21 protein-coding genes and 1 tRNA gene are annotated in these 22,718 nt (G+C 71.9%); 7 read left to right on the forward strand and 15 right to left on the reverse strand.

The window, feature by feature from the left end; genetic code table 11:
- Positions 1–11 precede the first annotated feature (11 nt).
- Positions 12–1,091 carry a PAC2 family protein gene (locus ACZ4FH_RS25345; protein ID WP_467307613.1) on the forward strand — a complete coding sequence of 360 codons (1,080 nt, stop codon included), beginning with the start codon at positions 12–14 and terminating at the stop codon, positions 1,089–1,091.
- Between the two features lie 63 nt (positions 1,092–1,154).
- Here ACZ4FH_RS25345 and ACZ4FH_RS25350 read toward each other — a convergent pair whose 3' ends face one another.
- From ACZ4FH_RS25350 to ACZ4FH_RS25370, 5 genes are all read right to left on the reverse strand, one after another.
- A complete protein-coding gene (locus tag ACZ4FH_RS25350; RefSeq protein WP_467307615.1) occupies positions 1,155–4,202 on the reverse strand; it encodes an NPCBM/NEW2 domain-containing protein in 3,048 nt (1,015 codons plus the stop codon).
- 109 nt (positions 4,203–4,311) lie between these two features.
- Entirely contained in the window at positions 4,312–5,541 is a 1,230-nt protein-coding gene (mshC, locus tag ACZ4FH_RS25355) for a cysteine--1-D-myo-inosityl 2-amino-2-deoxy-alpha-D-glucopyranoside ligase (protein WP_467307617.1), read from the reverse strand.
- 140 nt (positions 5,542–5,681) lie between these two features.
- Positions 5,682–6,521: an SCO1664 family protein gene (locus tag ACZ4FH_RS25360; protein ID WP_467307619.1), complete on the reverse strand. Its 840-nt coding sequence runs from the start codon at positions 6,519–6,521 to the stop codon at positions 5,682–5,684.
- Positions 6,485–7,075: a DUF3090 domain-containing protein gene (locus ACZ4FH_RS25365; protein ID WP_020207450.1), complete on the reverse strand. Its 591-nt coding sequence runs from the start codon at positions 7,073–7,075 to the stop codon at positions 6,485–6,487. Before ACZ4FH_RS25365 ends, ACZ4FH_RS25360 begins: the two co-directional genes overlap by 37 nt.
- A gap of 114 nt (positions 7,076–7,189) precedes the next feature.
- Positions 7,190–7,900 carry a histidine phosphatase family protein gene (locus tag ACZ4FH_RS25370; protein ID WP_467307622.1) on the reverse strand — a complete coding sequence of 237 codons (711 nt, stop codon included), beginning with the start codon at positions 7,898–7,900 and terminating at the stop codon, positions 7,190–7,192.
- Between the two features lie 67 nt (positions 7,901–7,967).
- On the opposite strand from ACZ4FH_RS25370, the gene corA reads away from it, so the two are divergent.
- A complete protein-coding gene (corA, locus tag ACZ4FH_RS25375) occupies positions 7,968–8,954 on the forward strand; it encodes a magnesium/cobalt transporter CorA (RefSeq protein ID WP_467307623.1) in 987 nt (328 codons plus the stop codon).
- 33 nt (positions 8,955–8,987) lie between these two features.
- Here corA and ACZ4FH_RS25380 read toward each other — a convergent pair whose 3' ends face one another.
- Together ACZ4FH_RS25380 and ACZ4FH_RS25385 are read right to left on the reverse strand one after the other, a co-directional pair.
- Positions 8,988–9,776, reverse strand: a complete 789-nt coding sequence (locus ACZ4FH_RS25380; RefSeq protein WP_467307625.1) for a ferritin-like domain-containing protein — start codon at positions 9,774–9,776, stop codon at positions 8,988–8,990.
- Positions 9,777–10,061: 285 nt separating this feature from the next.
- The gene (locus tag ACZ4FH_RS25385) at positions 10,062–11,111 is read right to left on the reverse strand and encodes an LLM class F420-dependent oxidoreductase (protein WP_467307627.1); all 1,050 of its coding nucleotides are present in this window, start codon (positions 11,109–11,111) and stop codon (positions 10,062–10,064) included.
- Positions 11,112–11,251: 140 nt separating this feature from the next.
- Between ACZ4FH_RS25385 and ACZ4FH_RS25390 the strand changes: the two genes are divergently transcribed.
- Together ACZ4FH_RS25390 and ACZ4FH_RS25395 are read left to right on the forward strand one after the other, a co-directional pair.
- On the forward strand, positions 11,252–12,235 hold the full coding sequence (locus ACZ4FH_RS25390) for an aldo/keto reductase (protein ID WP_383650116.1): 984 nt from the start codon (positions 11,252–11,254) through the stop codon (positions 12,233–12,235).
- Entirely contained in the window at positions 12,232–14,502 is a 2,271-nt protein-coding gene (locus ACZ4FH_RS25395) for a helix-hairpin-helix domain-containing protein (RefSeq protein WP_467307629.1), read from the forward strand. Before ACZ4FH_RS25390 ends, ACZ4FH_RS25395 begins: the two co-directional genes overlap by 4 nt.
- A gap of 60 nt (positions 14,503–14,562) precedes the next feature.
- On the opposite strand, the gene ACZ4FH_RS25400 is transcribed toward ACZ4FH_RS25395, so the two are convergent.
- Complete coding sequence (locus ACZ4FH_RS25400; RefSeq protein ID WP_467307630.1) at positions 14,563–15,219, reverse strand: hypothetical protein; 657 nt, start codon at positions 15,217–15,219, stop codon at positions 14,563–14,565.
- Positions 15,220–15,266: 47 nt separating this feature from the next.
- On the opposite strand from ACZ4FH_RS25400, the gene ACZ4FH_RS25405 reads away from it, so the two are divergent.
- The gene (locus tag ACZ4FH_RS25405; protein WP_383650108.1) at positions 15,267–15,455 is read left to right on the forward strand and encodes a DUF5703 family protein; all 189 of its coding nucleotides are present in this window, start codon (positions 15,267–15,269) and stop codon (positions 15,453–15,455) included.
- A 73-nt stretch (positions 15,456–15,528) separates the two neighbouring features.
- Here the strand turns inward: ACZ4FH_RS25405 and ACZ4FH_RS25410 are convergent, their stop codons facing one another.
- The 3 genes from ACZ4FH_RS25410 to ACZ4FH_RS25420 all read right to left on the reverse strand — a co-directional run bounded on the left by ACZ4FH_RS25410 (position 15,529) and on the right by ACZ4FH_RS25420 (position 18,119).
- Complete coding sequence (locus ACZ4FH_RS25410; RefSeq protein ID WP_467307632.1) at positions 15,529–16,269, reverse strand: chaplin; 741 nt, start codon at positions 16,267–16,269, stop codon at positions 15,529–15,531.
- Positions 16,270–16,406: 137 nt separating this feature from the next.
- Positions 16,407–16,640: a chaplin ChpH gene (gene chpH / locus ACZ4FH_RS25415; RefSeq protein ID WP_467307633.1), complete on the reverse strand. Its 234-nt coding sequence runs from the start codon at positions 16,638–16,640 to the stop codon at positions 16,407–16,409.
- A 144-nt stretch (positions 16,641–16,784) separates the two neighbouring features.
- Complete coding sequence (locus tag ACZ4FH_RS25420) at positions 16,785–18,119, reverse strand: M20/M25/M40 family metallo-hydrolase (RefSeq protein WP_383650100.1); 1,335 nt, start codon at positions 18,117–18,119, stop codon at positions 16,785–16,787.
- A 184-nt stretch (positions 18,120–18,303) separates the two neighbouring features.
- On the opposite strand from ACZ4FH_RS25420, the gene ACZ4FH_RS25425 reads away from it, so the two are divergent.
- A tRNA-Leu gene (locus ACZ4FH_RS25425) sits at positions 18,304–18,391 on the forward strand.
- Positions 18,392–18,634: 243 nt separating this feature from the next.
- On the opposite strand, the gene ACZ4FH_RS25430 is transcribed toward ACZ4FH_RS25425, so the two are convergent.
- From ACZ4FH_RS25430 to ACZ4FH_RS25440, 3 genes are read right to left on the reverse strand one after another with little or no spacing between them, the layout of a single operon-like run.
- Positions 18,635–19,588, reverse strand: coding sequence for a hypothetical protein (locus ACZ4FH_RS25430; protein ID WP_467307635.1), 954 nt, complete (start codon positions 19,586–19,588; stop codon positions 18,635–18,637).
- Between the two features lie 6 nt (positions 19,589–19,594).
- On the reverse strand, positions 19,595–20,533 hold the full coding sequence (locus ACZ4FH_RS25435; RefSeq protein WP_467307637.1) for a hypothetical protein: 939 nt from the start codon (positions 20,531–20,533) through the stop codon (positions 19,595–19,597).
- The gene (locus ACZ4FH_RS25440; protein WP_467307639.1) at positions 20,530–21,531 is read right to left on the reverse strand and encodes a hypothetical protein; all 1,002 of its coding nucleotides are present in this window, start codon (positions 21,529–21,531) and stop codon (positions 20,530–20,532) included. Before ACZ4FH_RS25440 ends, ACZ4FH_RS25435 begins: the two co-directional genes overlap by 4 nt.
- 21 nt (positions 21,532–21,552) lie before the next feature.
- Between ACZ4FH_RS25440 and ACZ4FH_RS25445 the strand changes: the two genes are divergently transcribed.
- Positions 21,553–21,873, forward strand: coding sequence for a helix-turn-helix domain-containing protein (locus tag ACZ4FH_RS25445; protein ID WP_079259476.1), 321 nt, complete (start codon positions 21,553–21,555; stop codon positions 21,871–21,873).
- 210 nt (positions 21,874–22,083) lie between these two features.
- Here the strand turns inward: ACZ4FH_RS25445 and ACZ4FH_RS25450 are convergent, their stop codons facing one another.
- Positions 22,084–22,605, reverse strand: coding sequence for a hypothetical protein (locus tag ACZ4FH_RS25450; protein ID WP_467307640.1), 522 nt, complete (start codon positions 22,603–22,605; stop codon positions 22,084–22,086).
- Between the last annotated feature and the right edge of the window lie 113 nt (positions 22,606–22,718).

The raw sequence follows: 22,718 nt of genomic DNA on the forward strand, positions 1-22,718 counted from the left end.
AGGAGGCCTGGGTGATCGAGCTCGACGGGGTTCCCGAGCTGGTCGACCCGGTCATGGTGGCCGCGTTCGAGGGGTGGAACGACGCCGGTGACGCCGCCTCCACGGCGGTGGCGCATCTGGACCGGGAGTGGAAGGGCGAGGTGTTCGCGGCGCTCGACGCCGAGGACTACTACGACTTCCAGGTCAACCGCCCGACGGTCTGGCTGGACGGTGGGACGCGCAAGATCACCTGGCCGACCACCCGGCTCTCCGTGGTCCGCGTCGGCGGCGAGAAGCCGCGCGACCTGGTGCTGGTCCGGGGCATCGAACCGTCGATGCGCTGGCGCTCGTTCTGCAACGAACTGCTGGGCTTCGCCCATGAGCTGGGCGTCGAGATGGTGGTGGTGCTCGGCGCGCTGCTCGGCGACACCCCGCACACCCGGCCGGTGCCCGTCAGCGGGGTCACGTCCGATCCGGACCTGGCCCGGACCATGGACCTGGAGGAGACCAGGTACGAGGGGCCGACCGGCATCGTCGGCATCCTCCAGGAGGCCTGCACGCACGCGGGCGTGCCCGCGGTCAGCCTCTGGGCGGCGGTGCCGCACTACGTCTCGCAGCCGCCCAACCCGAAGGCCACGCTGGCGCTGCTGAACCGCCTGGAGGATCTGATCGGGCTGCGCATCCCGCTGGGCGAGCTGCCCGAGGACGCCCGTGCCTGGCAGCTCGGCGTCGATCAACTGGCCGCCGAGGACAGCGAGGTGGCGGAGTACGTGCAGACGCTGGAGGAGGCCCGGGACACCGCGGAGCTGCCCGAGGCGAGCGGCGAGGCCATCGCCCGGGAGTTCGAGCGCTATCTGCGGCGCCGGGACCCCGGCCCCGGCCAGGCGCCGGGCGGGCACGCCACGGAGAGCGGCGACGCCTCGTATCTGCGGGACACCTCCAGCGGCCGGACCAGGCCGCCGAAGCCGCTCCGGCCGGAGAACGGTCCGGGGCCGGCGGGCGGCACCGGCGGATCCGGCCGGCGCGGCCCGGCGAAACCGTCCGGGGACTCCCCGGGGGAGCCGCCCGAAGAGGCCTCGGGCGATTCCCCGGACGATTCCCCCGAGGAGTGATCCGACGGGCGCGGAGCCGGGCGGGTGCGCACCCGCCCGGCTCCCCCCTTCCCCGGCCTTCGCTCAGGAACAGGTGAAGCGCGCCGCGGCCCAGTCGCCGTGGTCACCGGTCTTGGACCCGTTGGTGTCCGTGACCTTCAGCCGGACGTGCCGGGCCCCGTCGAGGGCCACGTCGACGGGCACGGTGTCCGAGGCCCCCGTCAGTTTCGGCGAGGTCCAGAGCACCTTGCCGTCCGCCTCGACGGAGAAGGCGACCTCCCCGTAGCCGTTGATCTCGTCGTCGATCCCGACGTCGGCGGTGAAGGCCGAGCAGCGGCCGCCGAGGTAGAGCTCGATGTCGGAGTCGGCGTGGGTGCCGATCCCCTTCTCGTAGACCTTCCCGGCGAGGGTGAGCGGATGGCCGTCGGCGGCGCCCGATTCGCCGTTGCTGCGGTCGCGTTCGGCGGGGCCGTAGCCGTTGGCCGCGTTCAGCCACTCCATGTCGCTCGCCCAGGTCCCGCCCGTCGGCGGCGCCGGCATGACGGAGACCGCGAGGCGTTCCGTGGCGGTGCGGGTCTCGCCCGCCGAGCGGTAGCGCGCGAGGGCGGTGAGCCGCGCCTCCCCGGCCCCGGCGTCCTTCGCCGGGGTGACCTCCACCTCGACGCGACGGGTGGTGCCCGCCGGTATCCGCTCCACGGGTGCGGCGGGGACCGCCCGCCAGCCCTCGGGGACGTCGAGGGTGACGGAGGCGTCCGTCACATCCGCCCGGCCCGCGGTGATGTCGACGGCGACGGTGCCCGCGGCGCCCGCGCCGGTCTCCTGGCCGCGCGGGGCGGAGACGGTGGCCGCGGCGTCGGCGTTCCGGCCGCCGACCGCACTCGCGTTCTTCAGCTTCAGGGAGAACGCGCGGTCCGTGGGCAGCGCCGCGGTCTTGACCTCGACCACACCGCCCCGGTCGTCGCGGTCGTAGAACCACCCCTGCTCCGCCTTCGCGTACGCGGCGGCGGAGGTGAGCCGGGGCAGCCTGCCCTTCAGCAGGACCGCGCTCGGCTCCGAGCCGGTGTGCACGGTGAACTCGTACGGGCGGCTGCGCTGCTTGCCGTCGAACGTCCCCCTGCTCGCGCCGATGTCCACGGTCACGTCGCCGGAGCCCCGGGCGGGCGCCCGGACCTCGGCGGTCTGGGTGGCGTAGGCGCCGTCGCGGTGCTCGCGCGTCACGCCGTCGTCCTCGTACAGCGTGAACGAGGAACGGCCCTGCGGGTAGACGTCCCAGGCGAGCGGGGAGGAGGCGGTGCGGTCGGTGTACGAGCGGATGCCCGGCCACATCGGCACGGCGGCGCCGCCCCTGACGAACAGCGGCAGGGTGTCGAGCGGGGCGCTGTAGTCGTCGAGGGTGACCGGTCCCCGGTAGGTCCGGCCGCTCCAGTAGTCGGTCCAGGTGCCCTCGGGCAGGTAGATGCCGTCGCGCTCGGTGCTGTCCTCGTAGACCGGGGCGACGAGGAAGTCCTCGCCCGACAGGAACTCGTACTTCGCGGCGTCGGTCGCGGCCTTCGGGTCGTCCGGGTACTCCAGGACGAGGGGCCGGACCATGCCGACGCCGGTCTTCGTCGCCTCGTGGGCGTAGGAGTACTGGTAGGGCAGCAGCGACTCCTTGAGCTTGAGGTAGTCGCGGTTGATGGAGGTGTACGGCTCTCCGTAACGGAAGGGCTGCTTGTCGCTGGCGGCCCAGCCGTCCATGGTCATCGTGGTCCCCAGGAACATCTTCCACTGGAGGTCACGGGTGTACGTCTTGGCGCTGCCGCCGAAGATGCCGTCGACGTCGCCCGTGGTGTAGGCGAGACCGGACATGGTGGCGCCCGCGTAGGTCGGGATCTGCCAGCGGATGTAGTCCCAGGTGCCGTACTGGTCGCCGGACCACTGGACCCCGCAGCGCTGGGCCCCGGCCCAGCTCTCGGGGGCGTAGGTGAAGCCGCGGGCGTCGCTGTTGGCCTCGATGCCCCGGTAGGCGTCCTTGCAGCCGTCGAGGGCGAACTCGTAGCCCGCGCCGACCCAGGCCACGTCCAGTTTGGCGACGCGCTGGCCGGCCTTCACCTGGTCGGCGAGCTTGTCGATGCCGTCCTCGGTCCACAGTCCGGCCTGCATGCCGCGGTCCTGGAGGCCCTTGGCGGTCTCGGCCAGGTCCTCGTAGCCGCAGCCGTAGCCGTCGTTGACGAGCATCCAGCCGTTCGGCATGTCGTTCTCGACGTAGCCGTCGGCGACCTTCAGCGCGTCCAGGGTGTGGCGCTCGCCCCGGTTGGCGTTGTGCAGGTAGCAGTCGGCGTCGCCGATCTCCATCCCGTACACGGGCGGCAGGAAGGGCTTGCCGGTGAGCTTCGTGTACTGCCCGATGACGTCCTTGGCGTCGCCCGCGAAGTAGTAGGCGTCGAAGCGCTGTTCCTTCTCGCTGGTGGTCACCGGGTCGTTGAAGGCGTAGGTGCCGGGCGCGAAGGTGTTGCGGAAGACGCCGTAGCCGGCCGAGGAGACGTAGAAGGGCACCGAGTTGGGGTGGCCCCCGTCGTCCCAGTCGTAGTCGACGCCCACCTCGACGGTCTTGTCGCGGTGCGAGGTGTTGCCCCGGCCGTTCTGCATGCCGGCGCCCCAGAACTGCTCGTCGGCGCCCCGGGCCAGGGTCTGGGTGGTCTGCTCGGCGTCCCAGCTGAGGCCCTTGGACTCGGACCAGACACGGGTGCCGTCGGCCCGGTACAGGGCGAAGCGCAGCGGCGACTTGTAGGCACGCAGCGTGACCTTGCCGGTCGACAGCTCGTAGCGGTCGCCCCGCTCTCTCCACCGGGTCCGGGGCGGGGTCCCCTGCGGCATCACGATGGCGTCGCCGGCCGGGTCCTCGAACGTGCCGTCCGGGGCGAGTTCGATCCGGAAGGTCTCCTCGGAGACGAAGCTGACCCGGGCCCGCGCGGCTCCGGCGCTCAGCCGGTAGACGGGCCCGTCGGCGGTGAACCCGGTGACGGCGCCGACGGTCGTGGCGGCCGGGTCCGGCGGCTCGGCGGCCTGGGCGCCGCCCGGCCCCGGGAGTGCCGCGAGCAGACCCAGCAGCGTGGCAACTACTGCTCCTCTGATGCGCGTTGATGATTGCATAGAGCGCTTTTAGCGCAGCATCAAGCAATTGACCATGGACAAAACGGAACCGGCCCCGAACTCCGTCAAGAAGTCCGGGGCCGGTGAAGGGGATTGACGGGGCGGATGGTTACAGCGCGACACCGAGCAGGGCGTCGACGGCGCGCGAGACGAGACCGGGCGCGCCCTCGTCGTCCCCGCCCCCGGCGGTCTGACGCTCGGCCCAGCGGTCGACGGCGGCCAGCGCGGCCGGTGCGTCCAGGTCGTCGGCGAGCGCCGCGCGGACCTCCTCGACGAGCGCGTCGGCCGGCAGTCCGTCGGGGCGCGAGACCGCCGCGCGCCAGCGGGCGAGCCGCGCCACGGCGTCGGCGAGCACCTGGTCGGTCCACTCCCAGTCGGAGCGGTAGTGGTGGGAGAGCAGGGCCAGACGGATCGCCGCCGGGTCCACGCCGTCGCGGCGCAGCGCCGAGACGAAGACCAGGTTGCCCCGGGACTTGGACATCTTCTCGCCGTCCAGGCCGACCATGCCGGCGTGCACGTACGCCTGGGCGAAGGGGTGCTCGCCGGTCAGCACCTGGGCGTGCGAGGCGCCCATCTCGTGGTGCGGGAAGGCCAGGTCGGAGCCGCCGCCCTGGACGTCGAAGCCCATGCCCAGATGGTCCAGGGCGATGGCCACGCACTCGATGTGCCAGCCGGGCCGTCCGGCGCCGAGGGAGCCGCCGTCCCAGCTGGGCTCGCCCTCGCGGGCGGCCATCCAGAGCATCGGGTCGAGCGGGTTCTTCTTGCCGGGGCGCTCCGGGTCGCCGCCGCGTTCGGCGGAGAGCAGGCGCATCGCCTCGGCGTCGAGGTTCGAGACCTCGCCGAAGTGGGGGTCGGTGTCGACGGAGAAGTACACGTCCCCGTCGAGTTCGTAGGCGGCGCCCGCGTCACGGAGCCGTTCGACGAGCGGCACGATGCCGGGTATCGCCTCGACGGCTCCGATGTAGTGCTTCGGCGGAAGCATGCGCAGGGCGGTCATGTCCTCGCGGAACAGGGCCGTCTCGCGCTCGGCGAGCTCGGTCCAGTCCTCCCCGTCGCGCACGGCCCGCTCCAGCAGCGGATCGTCCACGTCGGTCACGTTCTGGACGTAGTGGACCTGCCGCTTGGTGTCGAGCCACACGCGCTGTACGAGGTCGAACGCGTTGTAGGTCGCCGCATGACCCATGTGGGTCGCGTCGTACGGCGTGATGCCGCAGACGTAGATGCGGGCGACGGGACCGGGGTCAAGGGTGATCCGTCCGCCGGTCGCGGTGTCGTGGATCCGAAGGTCGCGGCCCTTGCCGGGCAGGGCGGGGACCTCAGAAGCGGGCCAGGCATGCATGCCACGAGCGTAACCGGACGCCCCTTCCGGATACGAACCGGAGGGGGGATCCTGTCCGAAGAGGCACTCTTGCGTCCCGGGACGGAACGTGCCTGCCTCCCGTACGCCTCAGTGGCCGCGCGGGCCCCGCGGGGCGCCCGTCACAGCGGCGGCCAGGGGATGGAGGGCCACTCACCGCTCGGCACGCGGTGCAGTCCGGAGGCGCGCAGCGCGGCCACCCGGGCCCGCAGCGCCTCGGTCTCGGCCGGTGTGACGAGTTCGGCCAGCCGGGTGACCAGCGGCTCCCCGGGCTCCAGCCGGCCGGCCAGCCGGTCCAGCACCTCGGTGGCCTCCGCGGTCAGCGGCTCCCCGGCCCAGCCCCAGAGCAGGGTGCGCAGCTTGTCCTCGGTGTGGAGGCTCACCCCGTGGTCGATGCCGTAGAGCCGGCCGTCCGGGGCGGGCAGCAGATGGCCACCCTTGCGGTCGCCGTTGTTGATCACCGCGTCGAACACCGCGAGCCGGCGCAGCCGGTCGTCGTCCGCGTGCACGAGCAGCGCGGTGCGCCCCTCCCCCACCTCGGCGCGGACCACGGCCTTCCAGCCGGGCCCCGGCTCCTCGTCCTCGACGAGCGCGAGCAGCCCGGGTGCGTCGTCCTCCTGCGGGGCCGGCTCGATCCAGAGCTGGCACATGCCCTGCCCGTACGGTCCCTCGCGCAGCACGGTGGGCGGGACCAGGCCCCAGCCGGTCGCCTCGGAGATCTCGTACGCGGCGACCTCGCGCTGGGCGAGGGTGCCGTCGGGGAAGTCCCAGAGCGGCTGTTCGCCCGCCACCGGCTTGTAGACGCAGGTGGCCTCCTCGCCGTCCAGGGCGACCGAGCAGTACAGGACCGCGTTGGACGCCCCGCGGACCTGGCCGAGGACGGTGAGCCGTCCCTCGCCGAGGAGGGCGAGCGCCCCGGAGCCGCTCAGGCTCCGCGACGGTATCCGTTCTGGCGCGGGCATACGTGTCCTTCCGGATCGAGCGGCAGGCTGCACAGGGGGCACGGCGGGCGGCCGGCGTTCACGACGTCGAGGGCGCGCTTGGCGAACGCCCTGGCCTGTGCGCCGCTGAGCCGGACCCGGAGCATCGGGGGCCCGTTCTCCTCGTCCTGGAGCAGTCGCTCCTCGGCCTCCGCCAGGTCCTCGACGGAGTCCGCGTCCAGCTCGACGAGGGCCTGCGCCTCGACGATCATGCGCTGTTCCTCGCCGTCCCAGGCGAGCGCCATGGTGCCGACGCGGAACTCCTCCTCGACGGGCACGTCGAGCGGGGCGGTGTCGGTGACGTCCATCGGGGCGACGGCCGGGACCGGCGAGTTCCCCCCGGTGCGCCGCACCACCTCGTCGAGCAGTTCGTCGACCCGCTCGGCGAGCGCGGCGACCTGGGTCTTCTCCAGGGCCACGCTGGTGACACGTCCGCCTGAGGATGCCTGCAGGAAGAACGTACGGCGTCCAGGCAGCCCGACCGTGCCGGCCACGAAACGGTCCGGGGGGTCGTACAGGAACACCTGACGGGACACGTCCTGTCTCCCTTGAGAATTGAGCGCGGATGAGGGTCGGCCGGGGCCCGGGGAGAGTCCTCGCGGACCGGCCCCGGGGCGCCTACGGCGCGTCCACCCTACTGCGCGGAGCGATCACGGCGCCCCAGCGCCGCCGCCGACCGCCGCATGGCCCTCGCCGCCCGCCCCCGCGCCGGCGTCGGGGCCGGGCTCGCGGGGCGCGAGGCCGGCCAGGTCACCGGTGTCGCCGAGCCGCAGCAGGAACGGCCGCAGCCCGGTGTAGCGGATCGCGGTGACCGAGCAGGGGTCGGCGTGGATGCGCTGGAAGAGGTCCAGGTGCAGTCCGAGCGCGTCGGCGACGAGGGACTTGATGATGTCGCCGTGGGAGCACATCACATATGCGGCGTTCTCCCCGTGCTCCGCCTCGATCCGGGCGTTCCAGTCGCGGACCGCGTCGACGGCGCGGGCCTGCATCGCCCGCATCGACTCGCCGCCCGGGAACGCGGCGGCGGAGGGGTGCTGCTGCACGACCTTCATGAGCGGTTCGTCGTTGAGTTCGGCGAGTTTCCGCCCCGACCAGTCGCCGTAGTCGCACTCGTTGATCCGCTCCTCGGTGTGCGAGGCCAGTTCCGGCCGGGCGGCGAGCAGGGGGGCGAGCGTCTCGCGGCAGCGCTGGAGGGGGCTGCTCACGGCGGCGGCGAGGGGCAGGGCCGCCAGGCGTCCGGGCAGGGCGGCGGCCTGGGCGGCGCCGCGCTCGTCGAGCGCGACCCCGGGGGTGCGGCCGGCGAGCAGCCCGGAGGTGTTGGCGGTGGAGCGTCCGTGGCGTACGAGGATCAGGGTGGGCATACCCGCCAGCGTAGGCCGGGGCGCCGCAGAGGGTGCGCGGCGGACCGGGGCGGGGGAGAATGCGCGCGTGATCGTGGACTGCGCCATCTACCGGGAGGGCCGCCGTACGGCCGGCCCCGACGACTTCTCCGACGCCCTGGACGAGGCGCGGGCGAGCGGGGACGCGTTCCTGTGGATCGGTCTGCACGAGCCCACGGAGAAGGAGTTCGACCGGGTCAGCAGTGAGTTCGGGCTGCATCCGCTGGCGGTGGAGGACGCCCTCTCGGCCCACCAGCGGCCCAAGCTGGAGGTGTACGACGACTCGCTGTTCGCGGTGATCAAACCGATCGTCTACGACCACGAGAGCGACTCGGTGAGCGCGGACGAGCTGATGATCTTCATCGGCGACTCGTTCGTGGTGACGGTCCGGCACGGCGAGGGGGCGCCGCTGGCCGCGGTGCGCCGGCGGCTGGAGGCGGAGCCGGAGGTGCTCCGGCACGGTCCGACGGCGGTGCTGTACGCGATCAGCGACGCGATCGTGGACCACTACATCGATGTGGCGGGCGAACTCCAGGTCGACCTGGAGGAGCTGGAGACCCAGGTCTTCGCCCCGAGCGGTTCCGGGGACGCGAAGAACACCGCGGCCCGCATCTACACCTTCAAGCGCCAGGTGCTGGAGTTCCGCCGGGCGGCGGTCCCGCTGGCCGCTCCGATGGCGCGGCTGGCGAGCGCGGGCGTGCCCTTCGTCCCCGCGCGGTCGCAGCCGTTCTTCCGTGATGTCCAGGACCATCTGACGCGCGCCAACGAGCAGGTGGAGGGGCTGGACCGGCTGCTGTCCGACATCCTGTCCGCACATCTCGCGCAGATGGGGGTGCGGCAGAACGACGACATGCGCAAGATCTCGGCCTGGGCGGCGATGGCCGCCGTGCCGACGATGGTCGCGGGGATCTACGGGATGAACTTCCGGCACATGCCGGAGCTGGACTGGATCTGGGCCTATCCGGCGGTGGTGCTGCTGATGGCGGGCGCGGTCCTCGGGCTCTACCGCCAGTTCAAGCGCCGCGGCTGGCTCTGAGACCGCGCGCCGCCACCGGTCCCGGGGCGGCGCTCAGGCGAACTCGGGCGCCGGGACGGCGGGCCCGCCCAGCGCGTCGCGCCGCTCGGGGGGCGCCAGGCTGACCATGCGCCGCCAGCCGACGGCCCGTTCGTACGCGTACACGGCGTGGATCCCGGCGGCGAGCACCGCGGCCCTGGCGCGGGACCAGCCGAGGATGCGGCCCATGTGGTCCATCACGGCGAGGCTGACGTCGCGGTAGACGCGGATCTCGGCGAGCGCGCACTCGCGCAGGATCCGCTGGATGGTCCGGCCGTGGCCGGCCGCCGCGAAGCGGAGCAGTTCCTCGTGGCAGTAGGCGAGGTGGTTGTCCTCGTCGTTGGAGATCATCTTCACCGCGCGGCCCAGGTCGGGGTGGTCGGCGAAGTACTTGCGCAGCAGCCGCATCTGCTCGGAGGCCCGCTGCTCGGTCACCCGGCTGTGCGCGAGGTAGGTGATGATGTCGCGCTCGGAGAGGGGTTCCTCCCGGCCCAGCCGCGCGTGGGCCAGTCCGATGCCGTGGCGCTCCAGGAGCATGGTGTAGTCGGTGTCGCCGGGGACCTCGGCCGGGGTGAGCCCGCGCTTCTTGAGCAGGGCGTTGAAGATCCGGCCGTGCTTGTCCTCGTCGGCTCCGTGCCGGGTGATCCTGGGGGCCAGGGCGCGCTGGCTCTCGGGCACGAGGGCCGCGATGCGGCCGTTCTCCCAGCCGCCCTGGGACTCCCCGCTGGCCGCGATCGAACAGAACAACCGGAACGACTCGTCGTCGTCGAGGATCTCCTGGAACAGGTTCTTTGCCGAGAGCATCGCTGCCACCTCCGTACCGGCCGTCCGCCGAGCGCCAGTCAAATGCGCTCCGCTCCGGCGGGCAACACGAGCGGCCCCCGACTGGGCCGAACGGGCAGGGCCGGACCCCCGCGCCACCCCGGGCAAATCGTTTCCGCACTGCCCGTAACCCCGCGTCCGCGACGCCGTTGTTCCCCGTGACGGCCGTGGCGGGGAAGACCCCCGAGCCCCCACCGCGGCCGCAGGGTCTTCCGTCCGGACCGGGCGCGAGCCCGGCACGGTCCGGACGGAAGACCCTCAACGACGTCAGGCGAGCCCGGCGCTCTCCAGCGCGTCCGTGCCGGCCCGCAGCGCGGCGATCCGCTCGTCGAGCGTGAACCCGGCCGGGGCCAGCGTCAGCGTCGTGACCCCCACCTCCGCGTACGCCTGCATGCGCTCGGCGATGCGCTCCACCGGTCCGAGCAGCGTGGTCTGGTCGATCAGCTGGTGCGGGACGGCCGCGGCGGCGCCGTTCTTGTCCCCGGAGAGGTACTTCTCCTGGATCTCGGCGGCCTCCTTCTCGTACCCCATGCGCTGGGCGAGCCGGTTGTAGAAGTTCTGCTTGGCGCTGCCCATGCCGCCGACGTACAGCGCGGTGTAGGGACGGAACATGTCCGCGAGGCCGTGGATGTCGTCGCCGACGGCGAGCGGGACGGTCGGGCAGACGTCGAAGCCCTCCATCGTCTTCCCGGCCTTCTCCCGGCCCGCCCGCAGGGGGCTGATCGCGGTCTCCTCCAGGTGCTCGGCGGACGGGAAGATCAGCAGGGCGCCGTCGGCGATCTCGCCGGTCTGCTCCAGGTTCTTCGGGCCGATGGCGGCGATGTAGAGCGGGATGTGCTCGCGCTCGGGGTGGACGGTCAGCTTGAGCGGCTTGCCCGGACCGCCCGGCAGCGGGAGCGTCCAGTGCTGCCCCTCGTACGACAGCCGCTCGCGGCTCATCGCCTTGCGGACGATCTCGACGTACTCCCGGGTGCGGGCGAGCGGCTTGTCGAAGGTGACGCCGTACCAGCCCTCGGAGACCTGCGGGCCCGAGACGCCGAGGCCGAGGCGGAAGCGGCCGCCGGAGAGGGAGTCGAGGGTGGCCGCCGTCATCGCCGTCATGGCGGGCTGGCGGGCCGGGATCTGCATGATCGCGGAGCCGACGTCGATGGACTCGGTCTGCGCGGCGACCCAGGAGAGCACGGTCGGCGCGTCGGAGCCGTAGGCCTCGGCCGCCCAGCAGACGTCGTAGCCGAGCCGGTCCGCCTCCTGCGCGACGGCGAGGTTGTCGCCGTCCATTCCGGCGCCCCAGTAACCGAGATTGATGCCGAGCCGCATAGCCGCTCCCCTTACTGATCAGTAACGTCCCTGTGTTCCGGACTCTAGCGCGCGGAACCGCGATGCGGCAGGGGCCGTCCGGGCGCCGGTTGTCCACAGGCCTGCTCCGCGTGGGGCTCTGGCCAGTAATCTCAGCGCCCATGGAGCAGAGGCATCTCGGCCGCACCGGCCTTCGAGTGTCCCGGATCGGGCTCGGCACCCTCACCTGGGGCCGCGACACCGACGAGCACGACGCTGCCGAGCAGCTGAAGGCCTTCTGGGAGGCGGGCGGCACGCTCGTCGACACCGCCGACGTGTACGGCGGGGGCGAGGCCGAATACCTGCTGGGGCGCCTCGTCGAGGGGCTGGTGCCCCGGCGCGATCTGGTCATCGCCACCAAGGCCGGCAGCGTCGCCGACCCGTACCGCAGGTTCGACGCCTCGCGCGGCCATCTGCTCGCCGCCCTGGACGCCTCGCTCGCCCGGCTCGGCACCGACCACGTGGACCTCTGGCAGGTGCACGCCTTCGATCCGCAGACCCCGCTGGACGAGACGCTGCACGCCCTGGACCTGGCCGTCTCCAGCGGCCGCGCCCGGTACGCGGGCGTGTCGAACTTCTGCGGATGGCAGCTGGCCAAGGCCGCGACCTGGCAGCTCGCCGCGCCCGGCGCGCGCACCCGGATCGCCAGTACGCAGATGGAGTACTCGCTGCTCCAGCGGGGTGTGGAGCGCGAGGTGCTGCCGGCCGCGCTGGACCTCGGGGTGGGGCTGCTGCCCTCGTCCCCGCTGGGCCGCGGCGTGCTGACCGGCAAGTACCGCACGGGCACCCCCGCCGACTCGCGCGGCGCCTCCGAGCTGCTGGCCCCCTTCGTCGAGCCGTATCTCGACGACGCGGCGAGCCGCATCGTCGACGCCGTCTCCACGGCGGCCGACGGGCTGGCCAGCACCCCGCTCCAGGTGGCGCTGGCCTGGGTGCGGGACCGGCCGGGCGTGGTCGCGCCGATCATAGGAGCGCGCAACGCGCGTCAGCTGGCGGAGGCATTGTCAGTGGAGACGCTTAGTCTTCCTGACGAGATCTGCCAGGCGCTCGACGATGTGTCGGCGCCCGTGCACCGCTATCCCGACCAGGACTGGAGCACGCTGTGACTGCGCTTCCCCGGGGGGAGTCCCCCGGCCCCGTCGCCGACGACGACGTCGCCGACGAGCCCGCCGCCGCACCCGGGACGGAGGCCGCCACCGGCGAGGAGGCGACGGCCCCCGGCACCGGGGCGGCTGCGGACGCCGCCACGGAACCGGCCCCGGGCACGGACGCCGACGCGGGTACGGACCCTGGCACTGACGCTGGCACGGACGCCGACGCCGACGCGGGTACGGAGCCGGGTGCCGCGGACGGGGCCGGCGGGCTCTCCGAGGCGGAGGCCGAGCTGGCCGCCCAGCGCGAGCTGCGGGAGCGGATCGAGAAGCGCAAGGCCGAGAAGGCCGGACCGATCGACTCGGGGGCGAAGCTGAGCGGGCCGGCGGCCGATCTGCTGGCCGCGGTGCGGGCCGTGGAGAGCGGTGAGAAGCCCGGCGCCGCGTTCTTCGACTCCCCCGCCCCCGCACCGGCCCGCCGCAGCGTCCCCGCGCCCGCGCCGGTGCGCGCCCCGGCCCCCGAGGCCGTCCCCGTGCCCCGGGAGGCCGCACCGGAGACGGTCACGGCCGTGGCCGCCGTGCTCGCCGAGGGCGGGGCGCCCGCCTCGCTGGCCGCCCCGGCCGCCCTCGCCCTGGGCGAGCGGGCCGACGAGGCGCTGCGCGCCGACCCCTGGCGGCTGCTGGCCCTGCCGGGCGTCGGTCCGGAGCAGGCCGACGGCTTCGCCCGCGCCCTGCTGGGCGCCGCCTGCGGCCCCGACGACGAGCGGCGCACCGCGGCCCTGGTCGGCTGGCTGCTGGAGCGCGCCGCGCTCCAGGGGCACACCGCGCTGGACGCGGAGCGGGTGCGCGCCGCGCTCGCCGAGCGCGCCGTGAGCGACCCCGACGCCGCCGTGCAGCACGCGGTCGCCGAAGGCGTCGTCCTGGTCTTCCAGGACGGAGCCGACGACCGGGCCGGCGAGGGCGGCGAGGGCGGCGAGGAGGAGCCGGGGCAGGAGGCCGGAGCGGCCGACGCACGGCCCGTGCAGGTCCTCCTCGGCCTCGACCGGTACGCCCTGGCGGAGGAGAGCCTGGCCGACGGACTCGCCCGGCTGGCCAATGCCGGGGAGAAGGACGCCGACTGGTCGGACGCGGCCGCCGCGGCCCCCTCCCCCTCGGCCGCCGAGCTGATCCGCGCGGCCGCGGCCCACGCCCTCGTCGCGCACACGGGCGGCGAGGCCGCCCGCGCCGAGCCCGCCGCCCTGATCGGCGCGGCCGCCGGCCTCGGTCTGCGCGCGCTGGGCGCCACGCACAGCGCGGACGGACGGCACCGGCTGGCCGAGGCGGTCGGCGACCCGTCGGCGGCCGTCACGCTCGCCGGGCTGCTCTCCGGCGCCGAGGGTCCCGGCCGGGACGAGGAGGGCGCGCTCCGCGTCGATCTGCTCGTCGTGCTGGACGCCCCGCAGCTGGACGTGGAGACCGGCGCGATGCTGGTGGAGTCGCTGGCCGACGGTGCCCGCCTGGTGCTGAGCGGCGACCCCGGGGTGCTGGGCTCGGCCGGCGCGGGGCGGGTGTTCGCCGATGTGCTGGCCGCCCGTGCCTGCCCGCAGGTGGTCTCCCGGACCCCGGACCCGGGCCCGATCGGCGAGCTGGTCTCCGGTATCGGCATCGGGGAGCTGAACCAGGTGGAGGCCCCCGGCAAGGAGGTCGTGATCGTGCCGGTGCGCGACGCGGGAGAGGCGGTGCACCGCACGGTGCAGCTGGTCGCCGACTCGGTGCCGCGCGCTCTCGGGGTGCCCGCCTCGGACACCCAGGTGATCACCGTCGGGCACGGCGGTCCGGCGGGCACACGGGCGCTGAACGAGGCGCTGAAGCAGCGGCTCAACCCGGGGCCCGGCCGCTTCGCCGGCTTCGATCCGGGGGACCGGGTGGCCCATGTCCCGGCGCCCGGCCGGACGGTGCCGGGGGTGGTGGTCTCGGCCGACGCGGAGGGGCTGCACCTGGACTGCGCGGGCAGCCCCGTCGTCGTCCCGCAGGAGCGGGTGGCGGCGTCCGTGCGGCACGCGTGGGCGCTCAGCGCCCACCAGGCGGCGGGGATGCGCTGGCCCGCCGTCGTCGTCGTGCTCCCCGGGGACGCGGCGCAGGGCCTGAGCCGCCCGTGGGTCTACACGGCGTTCGGCCGCGGTGAGCGGCATCTGTCCGTGGTGCACGGAGTGGACCAGGCGCTGCCCCGTGCCGTGGCCGGGTCCCCGGGCCAGGACCGCACCACCCGGCTGCGCGCGCTGCTGGAGACCTCCGGGAGCTGACGGCGCGGGGCCGGGGGCGCCTCACGCGCCCCCGGCCCCGGCCCGCTCCCCGGGGACGTCTCAGGCCCGGTCGCCGGCCAGTCCGTCCAGTTCCTCGTCGAGGTCGTCCTCGTCGAAGACGGAGCTGACGTCGAAGCGGCAGACCACGAGCTGCGGGTCCGTGTCCTCGAAGGGGGCGCCCAGCCACTCCCCCGGTTCCGGCAGCTCCTCGGCCGCAGCGACCCAGAGCGTGGAGTCGCCCTCCTCCAGCCCGAATTCCGTGTGCCTGGAGGCGATCTCGTCCGGCTCGTACTCCCCGAAGAGCACCCCGAGCGCGGCATGGACGCTGCCGCCGACCACGGCCGCGCTCCCGGCGTGCTCCTCCGGGTCGGCGTCGGCCAGCCGCTGTGCCTGGGCGAGCAGGCGCTGCGGCTCCACGACGGCGTAGTCGCGGCGGATCAGCACACTGAGCGCGTTCGGCTCCTCGGGACCGCCGTAGGGCGGCAGGGAGTCGTCCACCCCCGGGATCTCGAACGGGGTGACCTCGTCGTGGCGGTCGTAGAGGAGTTCGTCGTAGGCCTCGGCGGCGGCGGCCAGTGCGTTGAACGCGTCGTAGACAGCGGGGTCGTCGTCCCCGGTCCGGCGTTCGACCGCCGCGAGGTGGTGGTCGATCGCGGATTTGACCGCGTCGGCGGCGGCGCGTACCTCGGCAGCGGTGGGCTGCGCAGCATCAGACATAGGGCAGACGCTATCCGTACCGGGCCCGTGCCCGCACAATAGATGCGATGCCGGAATACGAATTTGTCGATGTGTACGTGCCGCGCGGGGTGTCCCGGAAGGACACGACCCGCCTGTTGACCGACCATGCCGAGTACGGGCACTGGGAGTTGGACCGACTCACCCTGCGCCTCGACGGCAGCCGCCGGGTCCGGCTGAGGCGGCGGATCATCCGCCAGCTGCGGGCCACCTGGTGACAGCGGAACGGGCCCCGCTGCCGCGGGGCCCGTTCGCTTCCTCGTCTTTTCTCCGCCGTCCGGCGGACCGCTCCTAGGCGGCCCTGGAGCGGCGGTACAGCACCGTGCCGACGCCCGCCAGCAGCAGTCCGGCGCTCGCCGGGACGAGCGTGTCCAGACCGCCCGCGCCGGTGTGCGCGAGCTGCGGGGTGCTCGCCGGCGGCGTCTGCGGCCGGGGCGTGTTCGGAACGGTGGGCGGCTCCGGCGGCGTCACGTGCCGGACCGGGGGGACCGGCACGGGCTCCGGGGTGCTGCCGTTCTCGCAGGTGTTGCCCGATGTGGAGTTGAGCAGTCCCACGATGGTGATGTCGTTCCCGCAGGCGTTGACGGGGATGTCGACGGGCACCTGGATCTGGTTGCCCGAGAGCAGTCCGGGCGAGCCCTGGGTGTGGCCCTGTGCGCTCGCTCCGCCTCCGTTGTCGCCGCTGCGGCCCCGGTGCCTGCCGGTGCCCGTCTGGGCCCCCCGGTCGCCGCCGGTCGCGTGGCTGCCGGTGTTCCCGGCCTTCCCCCCGTGCCGGCCGGACGCACTGTCCGAACCGTTGGCGCAGGCGTTGCCCATCGCCGGGTTGAGGAGTCCCACGACACTCACCGAGTTGCCGCAGACGTTGACCGGTACCTCGACCGGGATCTGGACCGAATTCCCAGACAGCACCCCCGGGGAATTCGACGCACCGCCGACCGCTCCCGCGTCCGCGTGCGCGTAGCCGCCGCTGAGGGCGAGGACCCCGCCCGCGGCCGCCATGGTCATCAGGCCTTTACGCGTGACCTGTCGCATAGGTTCTTTCCTGCCTTCTACCTTCCGGAATACCCCCGGACGCGACGTGCGGGGGCAAAGGACCCGACGGCCCCGGAGCACATGGCGTGTGCTCCGGGGCCGAACGGGCTCAAACCCTCACGGGTTGACGCACGACGTCAGGCGTTGACGCAGGTGTTGCCGAAGGCCGGGTTCAGCAGCCCGATCACGGAGATCGTGTTGCCGCACACGTTCACCGGAACGTGGACGGGAACCTGGATCGTGTTGCCCGAGATGACGCCGGGGCTGCCGATGGCGGCACCCTGGGCACCCGAGTCGGCGACGGCCATGCCGGCACCCGCGAGCACCAGACCGCTGGTGACAGCCGCAGCGGCGACGATCTTCTTGATCATTGAAATTCCTCCTCGTTGGCAATGCGGTCCCAGCCGCGGACCGCATCACCTGTAACGAGGAAGAGGTAACCGGGCTACGTGTGATCCATCCCTTTCACTCGTTCCGGTCAGGTACGTACAGGCTGGCGATTATTGCCCCGGATGTCAGCTGTGGTCGATGAAGCGGTCCAGGACGCGGGCGCCGAACTTCAGCCCCTCCACCGGCACCCTCTCGTCCACGCCGTGGAACATCCCGGCGAAGTCCAGCTCCGGCGGGAGCTGGAGCGGGGCGAAGCCGAAGCAGCGGATCCCCAGGTCGTCGAAGGACTTGGCGTCCGTGCCGCCGGAGAGCATGTACGGCACCGCGCGGGCGATCGGGTCCTCGGCCTTCAGCGCGATCTGCATGGCGTCGACCAGCGCGCCGTCGAAGTCGGTCTCCAGCGCCTTGTCCCCGTGCACGTCCTCGCGGCGCACGCGCGGGCCGAGGATCCGGTCGAGGTCGGCCAGGAACTCCTGCTCGTACCCCGGCAGGAAGCGGCCGTCGACGTGGGCGGTCGCCTGGCCGGGGATCACGTTCACCTTGTAGCCGGCGCCGAGCATGGTGGGCGCCGCGGAGTTGCGCAGCGTGGCGCCCACCATCTTGGCGATCCCGCCGAGCTTGGCGAGCGTGGCGTCCATGTCCTCGGGGTCCAGCGGGGTGCCCAGCGCGTCGGACAGCTCGTCCAGGAAGGAGCGGACGGTCTTGGTGACCCGGACCGGCCAGGTGTGCCGGCCGAGCCGCCCGACGGCCTCGCACAGCTCCGTGATCGCGTTGTCGTCGTTGGTCATCGAACCGTGGCCGGCCGTGCCCTCCACGGTCAGCCGCATCCAGTGCATGCCCTTCTGCGCGGTCTCCACGAGGTAGAGGCGCAGGTTCTCGTTGACGGTGAACGAGAAGCCGCCGACCTCACCGATGGCCTCGGTGACGCCCTCGAAGAGGTCCGGGTGCTTGTCGACGAGGAAGCGGGCCCCGTACGTGCCGCCGGCCTCCTCGTCCGCGAGGAAGGCGAGCACGATGTCGCGCGGGGGCTTGCGGCCGCTGCGCATCCGGTCGCGCACGACGGCGAGCGTCATGGCGTCCATGTCCTTCATGTCGACCGCGCCCCGGCCCCATACGCAGCCGTCCGCGATCTCCCCGGAGAACGGGTGGTGCGTCCAGTCGTGCGCGTTGGCCGGGACGACGTCGGTGTGGCCGTGGATGAGCAGGGCGGGCCTGGAGGGGTCCTCGCCCTCGATCCGCGCCACCGTCGAGGCGCGCCCCTTGTGGGACTCGAAGATCTTCGGCTCCAGGCCGACCTCGGCGAGCTGCTCCGCGACGTACTCGGCCGCCGCCCGCTCCCCCGGCCCCGAGTGGTCCCCGTAGTTGCTGGTGTCGATCCTGATCAGGTCACGACAGAGGTCGACGACCTCGCTCTCCGCACTGACGCCGGAGCCGGTCCTGGCCGCTTTGGTCTCGCTCACGCTGGTTCCTTCCACTGTCGCTGTGGTGCTCCCCCTCATCCTCCCGCGCCGGGCCCGAGGACCCAAGGGCGCCCGCCCGGCCGTCGCGGGTCCGTCGCCCCCACCGGGGCGTGATCGAGCACCCCGCATTGTTTGCTATGGTTTTCCACGTCGGAACGGGCGAGGCCCGCGAGACAGACACCTAGTCCGGGTGGCGGAATGGCAGACGCGCTAGCTTGAGGTGCTAGTGCCCTTTATCGGGCGTGGGGGTTCAAGTCCCCCCTCGGACACCACATGGGACGTTCACGAGATCGTCCCGAAGCGTTCACGAATTACCGGTCGAGTCATGTAACTCACCGGTATTTCGTCGTTTTTTGGGGCCTCGAGCCTCGCGATCGGCCCGATGAGGGGGGGAGGCGGTGGCGGTCCAGGTCCTGCGCCCCTCACCTGCGGAAACCCCACGTGCCTACGCGACGGCTGGTAGCCGTCGCGTAGGCACGTGGGGTTTTCAGGGGGCGGAGCGCGACGGAGGTGTGTCACTCGCGTGGCGGCGGCTCGACCTGCTCGGTCGGAAGCGGTCGCGCCAGGGGCGGGTCGAAGGCCTCAACGGGTTGGATTGCGGCGCTCTGCGGGCTGGCTTTGCGGGGCTGGATGCCCTGGTCACGGAGGAACCGTCGGATGGCTCTGAGGTTCGCCACGAAGATGATGACGGCATTGAGCAGGGTCTGTGCGACGCGTCCGTGCGGCAGGCGGAGCTGGGGATTGTCGATGCTGTCGAGGGCGGACTTCTTCAGGTTACCGTTGCCGCCCTCGTTCTGACTGCGCAGTCCGGACCAGACTACCTGCCACAGAGGGGTGAACAGGGCGTATTTCTGCCGCCACTTGGCCAAGACGGTGCCCGGGACTGTGATGCTCTTCCCTCTGCAGATGTCTGGGTAGACAGGGGTGTCCCTCTTGGGCCTGGGAATGGTGGGCAGGGCTGCCGGGCTACGGACAGTGGGGGCGTCAAGGTCGACGACGGTGGACGGGCGTGGCTGGGGTCGGCGGTAGCACGTGACCGTGGCGTGCGGCCCGAGGGCGGGGCACTGTCGACGCTGATCCCCTGCGGGCCCGTATTCCTTGATCTTGGCCTGGTAGTCCTTCCGGGACTGGATCAGGTTGAGTGCGTGGGCGCGATCTTCGTCCGTGCGGCTGTCGATGTATGTGGCGCCCGCAGTTACGAGCGGGGTGGGCATCAGCGGGCAGTAGAACTCGCCGCCGACCAGCTGCATGCCGCGGAACTCTCCCTGCCGGTCGACCTTGTCGTCGTTGTAGTGCTTCACCGCGTTGAGTCCGAGTTTGAGCAGCTGCAGATGCAGGTTGTGAGGCTTGGCCTGAGTGATGCCCCGGTCGGCGCAGAACAGGTCTTTGACCAAGCCTCGTTCGAAGGCTGGCTGGATGGCGCGCAGGGCGGCCGGACCGGGTTCGGTGCCCGGGGTGTGGAGGATCATGCCGAGTCAGACTGCAGGGTAGGCGCCGGCGAGGTCGCCATGGCCATGGCCTGGGAACGCGGCCATCATGGCGTAGCGGAACTCTCTCTTCTCCGGCGCCTTGGCCTTCTTCTCCCGTGCCGACTTGGTCTTGCGAGGCACTGGCTTGTTTGCCGTGCCGCGCCGGGTGCCGGTGTTCGTGGAGGCCGCAGCTTTGCCGCTGGGCGACTTCTTCTGTGTTCCTCCCTTCACGTACATCCCGGCGGTGATCTCAAGCGAGGCCCGGTCTTGGTGGTAGTCCGGCTCTTTGCCCCAGACCGGAACCGGAGTGTCGTCAACCGCGATGTGGCCAAGCCACCGAGCGAAGTCGCCGCGCCGGTAGGAAGCCATCACCGGAGCGAGAATCAGATCCTGGGCGATGGCCTCCAGGTTACGCACGGTGTCCTGGTTGTCGCGGGCATTCCACTTCCGTCGGATCTTCTTGGCCTCGCTGAGAGACAGCGGCTTGCGGCGGTCGTGCGGTGCAGGGTCGAGGCGCCGGGTCATCGAGGACCAGGACCGGTAGACGCGCTTCGACGTCGCGTACTGGTGGTGCGCGACGCGGTCGACTTCTTCTCGGGTTGCGCCCTCGCGGATGTGCAGGTCGACGTCGGGGACGTCAAGGAGGGCTTTGGATCCTGGAGACAGGGCGAAGAAGAGCGTTTCCCATGCGTCGTTGATGTTCGCGCTCTTGCCCATGTACTGCGACAGGATCAGGCCGATCAGCACTGTGCGGAACGGGAAGCCCTTCGGGCCTGGCCGGTGCTCGTTGGTGGGAAGGCGTTCCAGTACTCCGCTGTGGCGCACGAGGTCGAAGACCTGATTCACAACGCGGTCGTTGAGGGTACGGCCGGGGGCCTGCGGTGCAGGGCGTAGAGCGAGGCCGGTACGCCGGCAGGGTTTGTCTTCCGGGTTCTTCCTGCTCATGCCGCCCCCCGCAACAGATCGGATGCCTCCGCTTCGGGCACGTCGTGGAGGAAGACGAGGTAGCGCGAGAGGCTGTGCAGGGTCCCGAGTCCCGACGCTTTGAGGATCACCTTCAGCGGAATACCTGCATTCAGCAGATCGACGAGCCAGGTTGTGCGCAGCCGCTGGGTCTGCAGCACTGCACCGTCACAACGACCGATGATCCGCGGGTACCTGGCCAGCCAGTCCGATGCGATGTGCTTGCTGGTGCGGTCCTGCCAGTCCGGCCGGAAGGCGTACGCGTCTGCCGGGATGTGGGCGGCTTCCGCCAGCAGCAGTTCCTCGTAGGCGTACCGGCATACGACAGTGCGCGGACGGCGCCCGTGCACCTTGACCAGTGCCCGGCCGGTGGGGCCCGCGAGGATGCCCCGCCCCTGAACGTACACAAGATCCTCAACGGCGAGCCCGCAGCCGACGCCGAGACAGAACAGAAGACAGGCGTTGCGCCGCTGGGCGGGGGTGGGCAGGCTCTGCGCCCAGATCAGCCAGTAGGCGATTTCTGCCGGCGGGTAGGGGGCCACTGGGGCGGCGGTGGCCTTCAGCCGGATCGGCGGATGCTGTCCGAGCTGGTCCAGCAGGAGTGCTTCGGAGGCCCGGCGCAGCTGGCTGCTGCAGGTTCGACGGCTGTTGGCGGCCATGTCGCGGCAGCCGACGAGGATGAACCGTTCGACGGTGCTCTGGTCAAGGATCACCGAGGGTTCGAGCGGGAGGCCCTGGGACTCGACCCAGGCGACCAGCCGTGCGAGCGGCGTCATGACCACGTCTGGGCCGTAGGGTCCCGCTGCGACGGCCATGAATCCCAGCGAGCGGACGACCGGAGCGATGCGGCGCCACTGGGCGGGCGGCACCGTCTCCGTCTTCGGCGCGTAGGCCAGCAGACGATTCGACACAGCGACCTCCAGGCGCAAGGCCCATGACAGGCGGCCGATTAACCGGCCGCTGGTGTCAGTGTCGATCACGATCTGAAGGAACGCATCTTTATGACCGGAGGCCGAGCGCGCACGGCGCCGCCATGGAGCTACGCCGTCGATCCGGAGGAGTGGCCGGATGCCCGGATCGCCGGGGAGCCCGCCGCGGCAGTGGTCCAGACGATTGCCCGCCGCCTCGCCGCCGCCCTGCGTGAGAGGCCGGAGCTCTCGCTGCGTGCACTGGCCGCCCAGAGCAACGTCGGCAGACAGACCATCGGCGATCTGCTGGCGGGCGCCACCTGGCCGGATGTGCTGACTGTCTGCCGACTGGAGCGTGCCCTGGGCCTGGCGCTCTGGCCCGGATCGAATGCGACCCAATGTGCTCATGACTGATCCCCAATTGCCTATTTGAGGTCAGTCGTGCACGCTCAAGTGCGGAATGGCGTAGACGCCCTATAGCGCCACCCGTGGGAGCGCTAGAGTGAACGTGCGCGACGGACCGGAACCCTGCTAGGAGAAGCGTCCGTTCGCGTGTTTGGCGGCCTCCCTCGACCGCTAATCGAGGGAGGCCTGCTTGTTGGGTGAGGGTCGTTCTTGGGTAGATCAAGCACCCCGGGATGACAGCACGGCCCGGAACATTCCCGGTGCTACGTTTTCCACCTCGCCGAGTTGCTTCATGCGGTTGAGGGTTTTTCCTACGGATGAGCGGACCGTCGCGTCCGCTCCCGGGCGCACCGCGGCCGCGATATCAGTGATGGACATTGCCTCTTGAGCCGCGCACAGGAGTGTGAGAATCGCATCGCGCATGCTTCCGTTGCGCGGTGGCCCCAGGGTTCGAGTGCCAACGCCCGGGCGCGCATCTTCGGACGAAGGATCCTCGTCGGCGACAGAAACTTCAGACGGACCCTCCCGGGAAGGCTGGGCGGTTTCCGCGTCCTCGCCAGTGTCCGGCGGCTCTTCGCGGACATCGGTGGATTCGGCGCCCTGGCACATCATCGCGTACGCAGCTTCCAATGTCGCCAACTCGCCGCGCAGTGAAGTGATCAGCTCCTTCACGGCATGCCGGGCCTGGCCGATGTAGACACCCTTGTCTGACGCAGGTGCGCTGGTCCGGTATCCCGCCATAGCGAACTCCTAAGGAAGGTCGCTGCCAGTGTAGGGACGGCACACTGTGGCACGCACGCAGTTCCTGTGAGGCGCTATCAAACGGTCAGCAGTGCGCTCAAGCACGCCAAGTC

Source organism: Streptomyces sp. NPDC024555 (assembly GCF_055559335.1).

Excerpts from the sequence above, each read along its gene's own strand:
- ACZ4FH_RS25380 (WP_467307625.1), bottom strand. The coding sequence starts at position 9,776 with ATGCTCTCGGCAAAGAACCTGTTCCAGGAGATCCTCGACGACGACGAG.
- ACZ4FH_RS25350 (WP_467307615.1), bottom strand. The coding sequence starts at position 4,202 with ATGCAATCATCAACGCGCATCAGAGGAGCAGTAGTTGCCACGCTGCTG.
- ACZ4FH_RS25370 (WP_467307622.1), bottom strand. The coding sequence starts at position 7,900 with ATGCCCACCCTGATCCTCGTACGCCACGGACGCTCCACCGCCAACACC.
- ACZ4FH_RS25430 (WP_467307635.1), bottom strand. The coding sequence starts at position 19,588 with ATGATCCTCCACACCCCGGGCACCGAACCCGGTCCGGCCGCCCTGCGC.
- ACZ4FH_RS25390 (WP_383650116.1), top strand. The coding sequence starts at position 11,252 with ATGGAGCAGAGGCATCTCGGCCGCACCGGCCTTCGAGTGTCCCGGATC.
- ACZ4FH_RS25450 (WP_467307640.1), bottom strand. The coding sequence starts at position 22,605 with ATGGCGGGATACCGGACCAGCGCACCTGCGTCAGACAAGGGTGTCTAC.
- ACZ4FH_RS25445 (WP_079259476.1), top strand. The coding sequence starts at position 21,553 with ATGACCGGAGGCCGAGCGCGCACGGCGCCGCCATGGAGCTACGCCGTC.
- ACZ4FH_RS25360 (WP_467307619.1), bottom strand. The coding sequence starts at position 6,521 with ATGCCCGCGCCAGAACGGATACCGTCGCGGAGCCTGAGCGGCTCCGGG.
- ACZ4FH_RS25405 (WP_383650108.1), top strand. The coding sequence starts at position 15,267 with ATGCCGGAATACGAATTTGTCGATGTGTACGTGCCGCGCGGGGTGTCC.
- ACZ4FH_RS25385 (WP_467307627.1), bottom strand. The coding sequence starts at position 11,111 with ATGCGGCTCGGCATCAATCTCGGTTACTGGGGCGCCGGAATGGACGGC.
- chpH (WP_467307633.1), bottom strand. The coding sequence starts at position 16,640 with ATGATCAAGAAGATCGTCGCCGCTGCGGCTGTCACCAGCGGTCTGGTG.
- ACZ4FH_RS25410 (WP_467307632.1), bottom strand. The coding sequence starts at position 16,269 with ATGCGACAGGTCACGCGTAAAGGCCTGATGACCATGGCGGCCGCGGGC.
- ACZ4FH_RS25400 (WP_467307630.1), bottom strand. The coding sequence starts at position 15,219 with ATGTCTGATGCTGCGCAGCCCACCGCTGCCGAGGTACGCGCCGCCGCC.
- mshC (WP_467307617.1), bottom strand. The coding sequence starts at position 5,541 with ATGCATGCCTGGCCCGCTTCTGAGGTCCCCGCCCTGCCCGGCAAGGGC.
- ACZ4FH_RS25435 (WP_467307637.1), bottom strand. The coding sequence starts at position 20,533 with ATGAGCAGGAAGAACCCGGAAGACAAACCCTGCCGGCGTACCGGCCTC.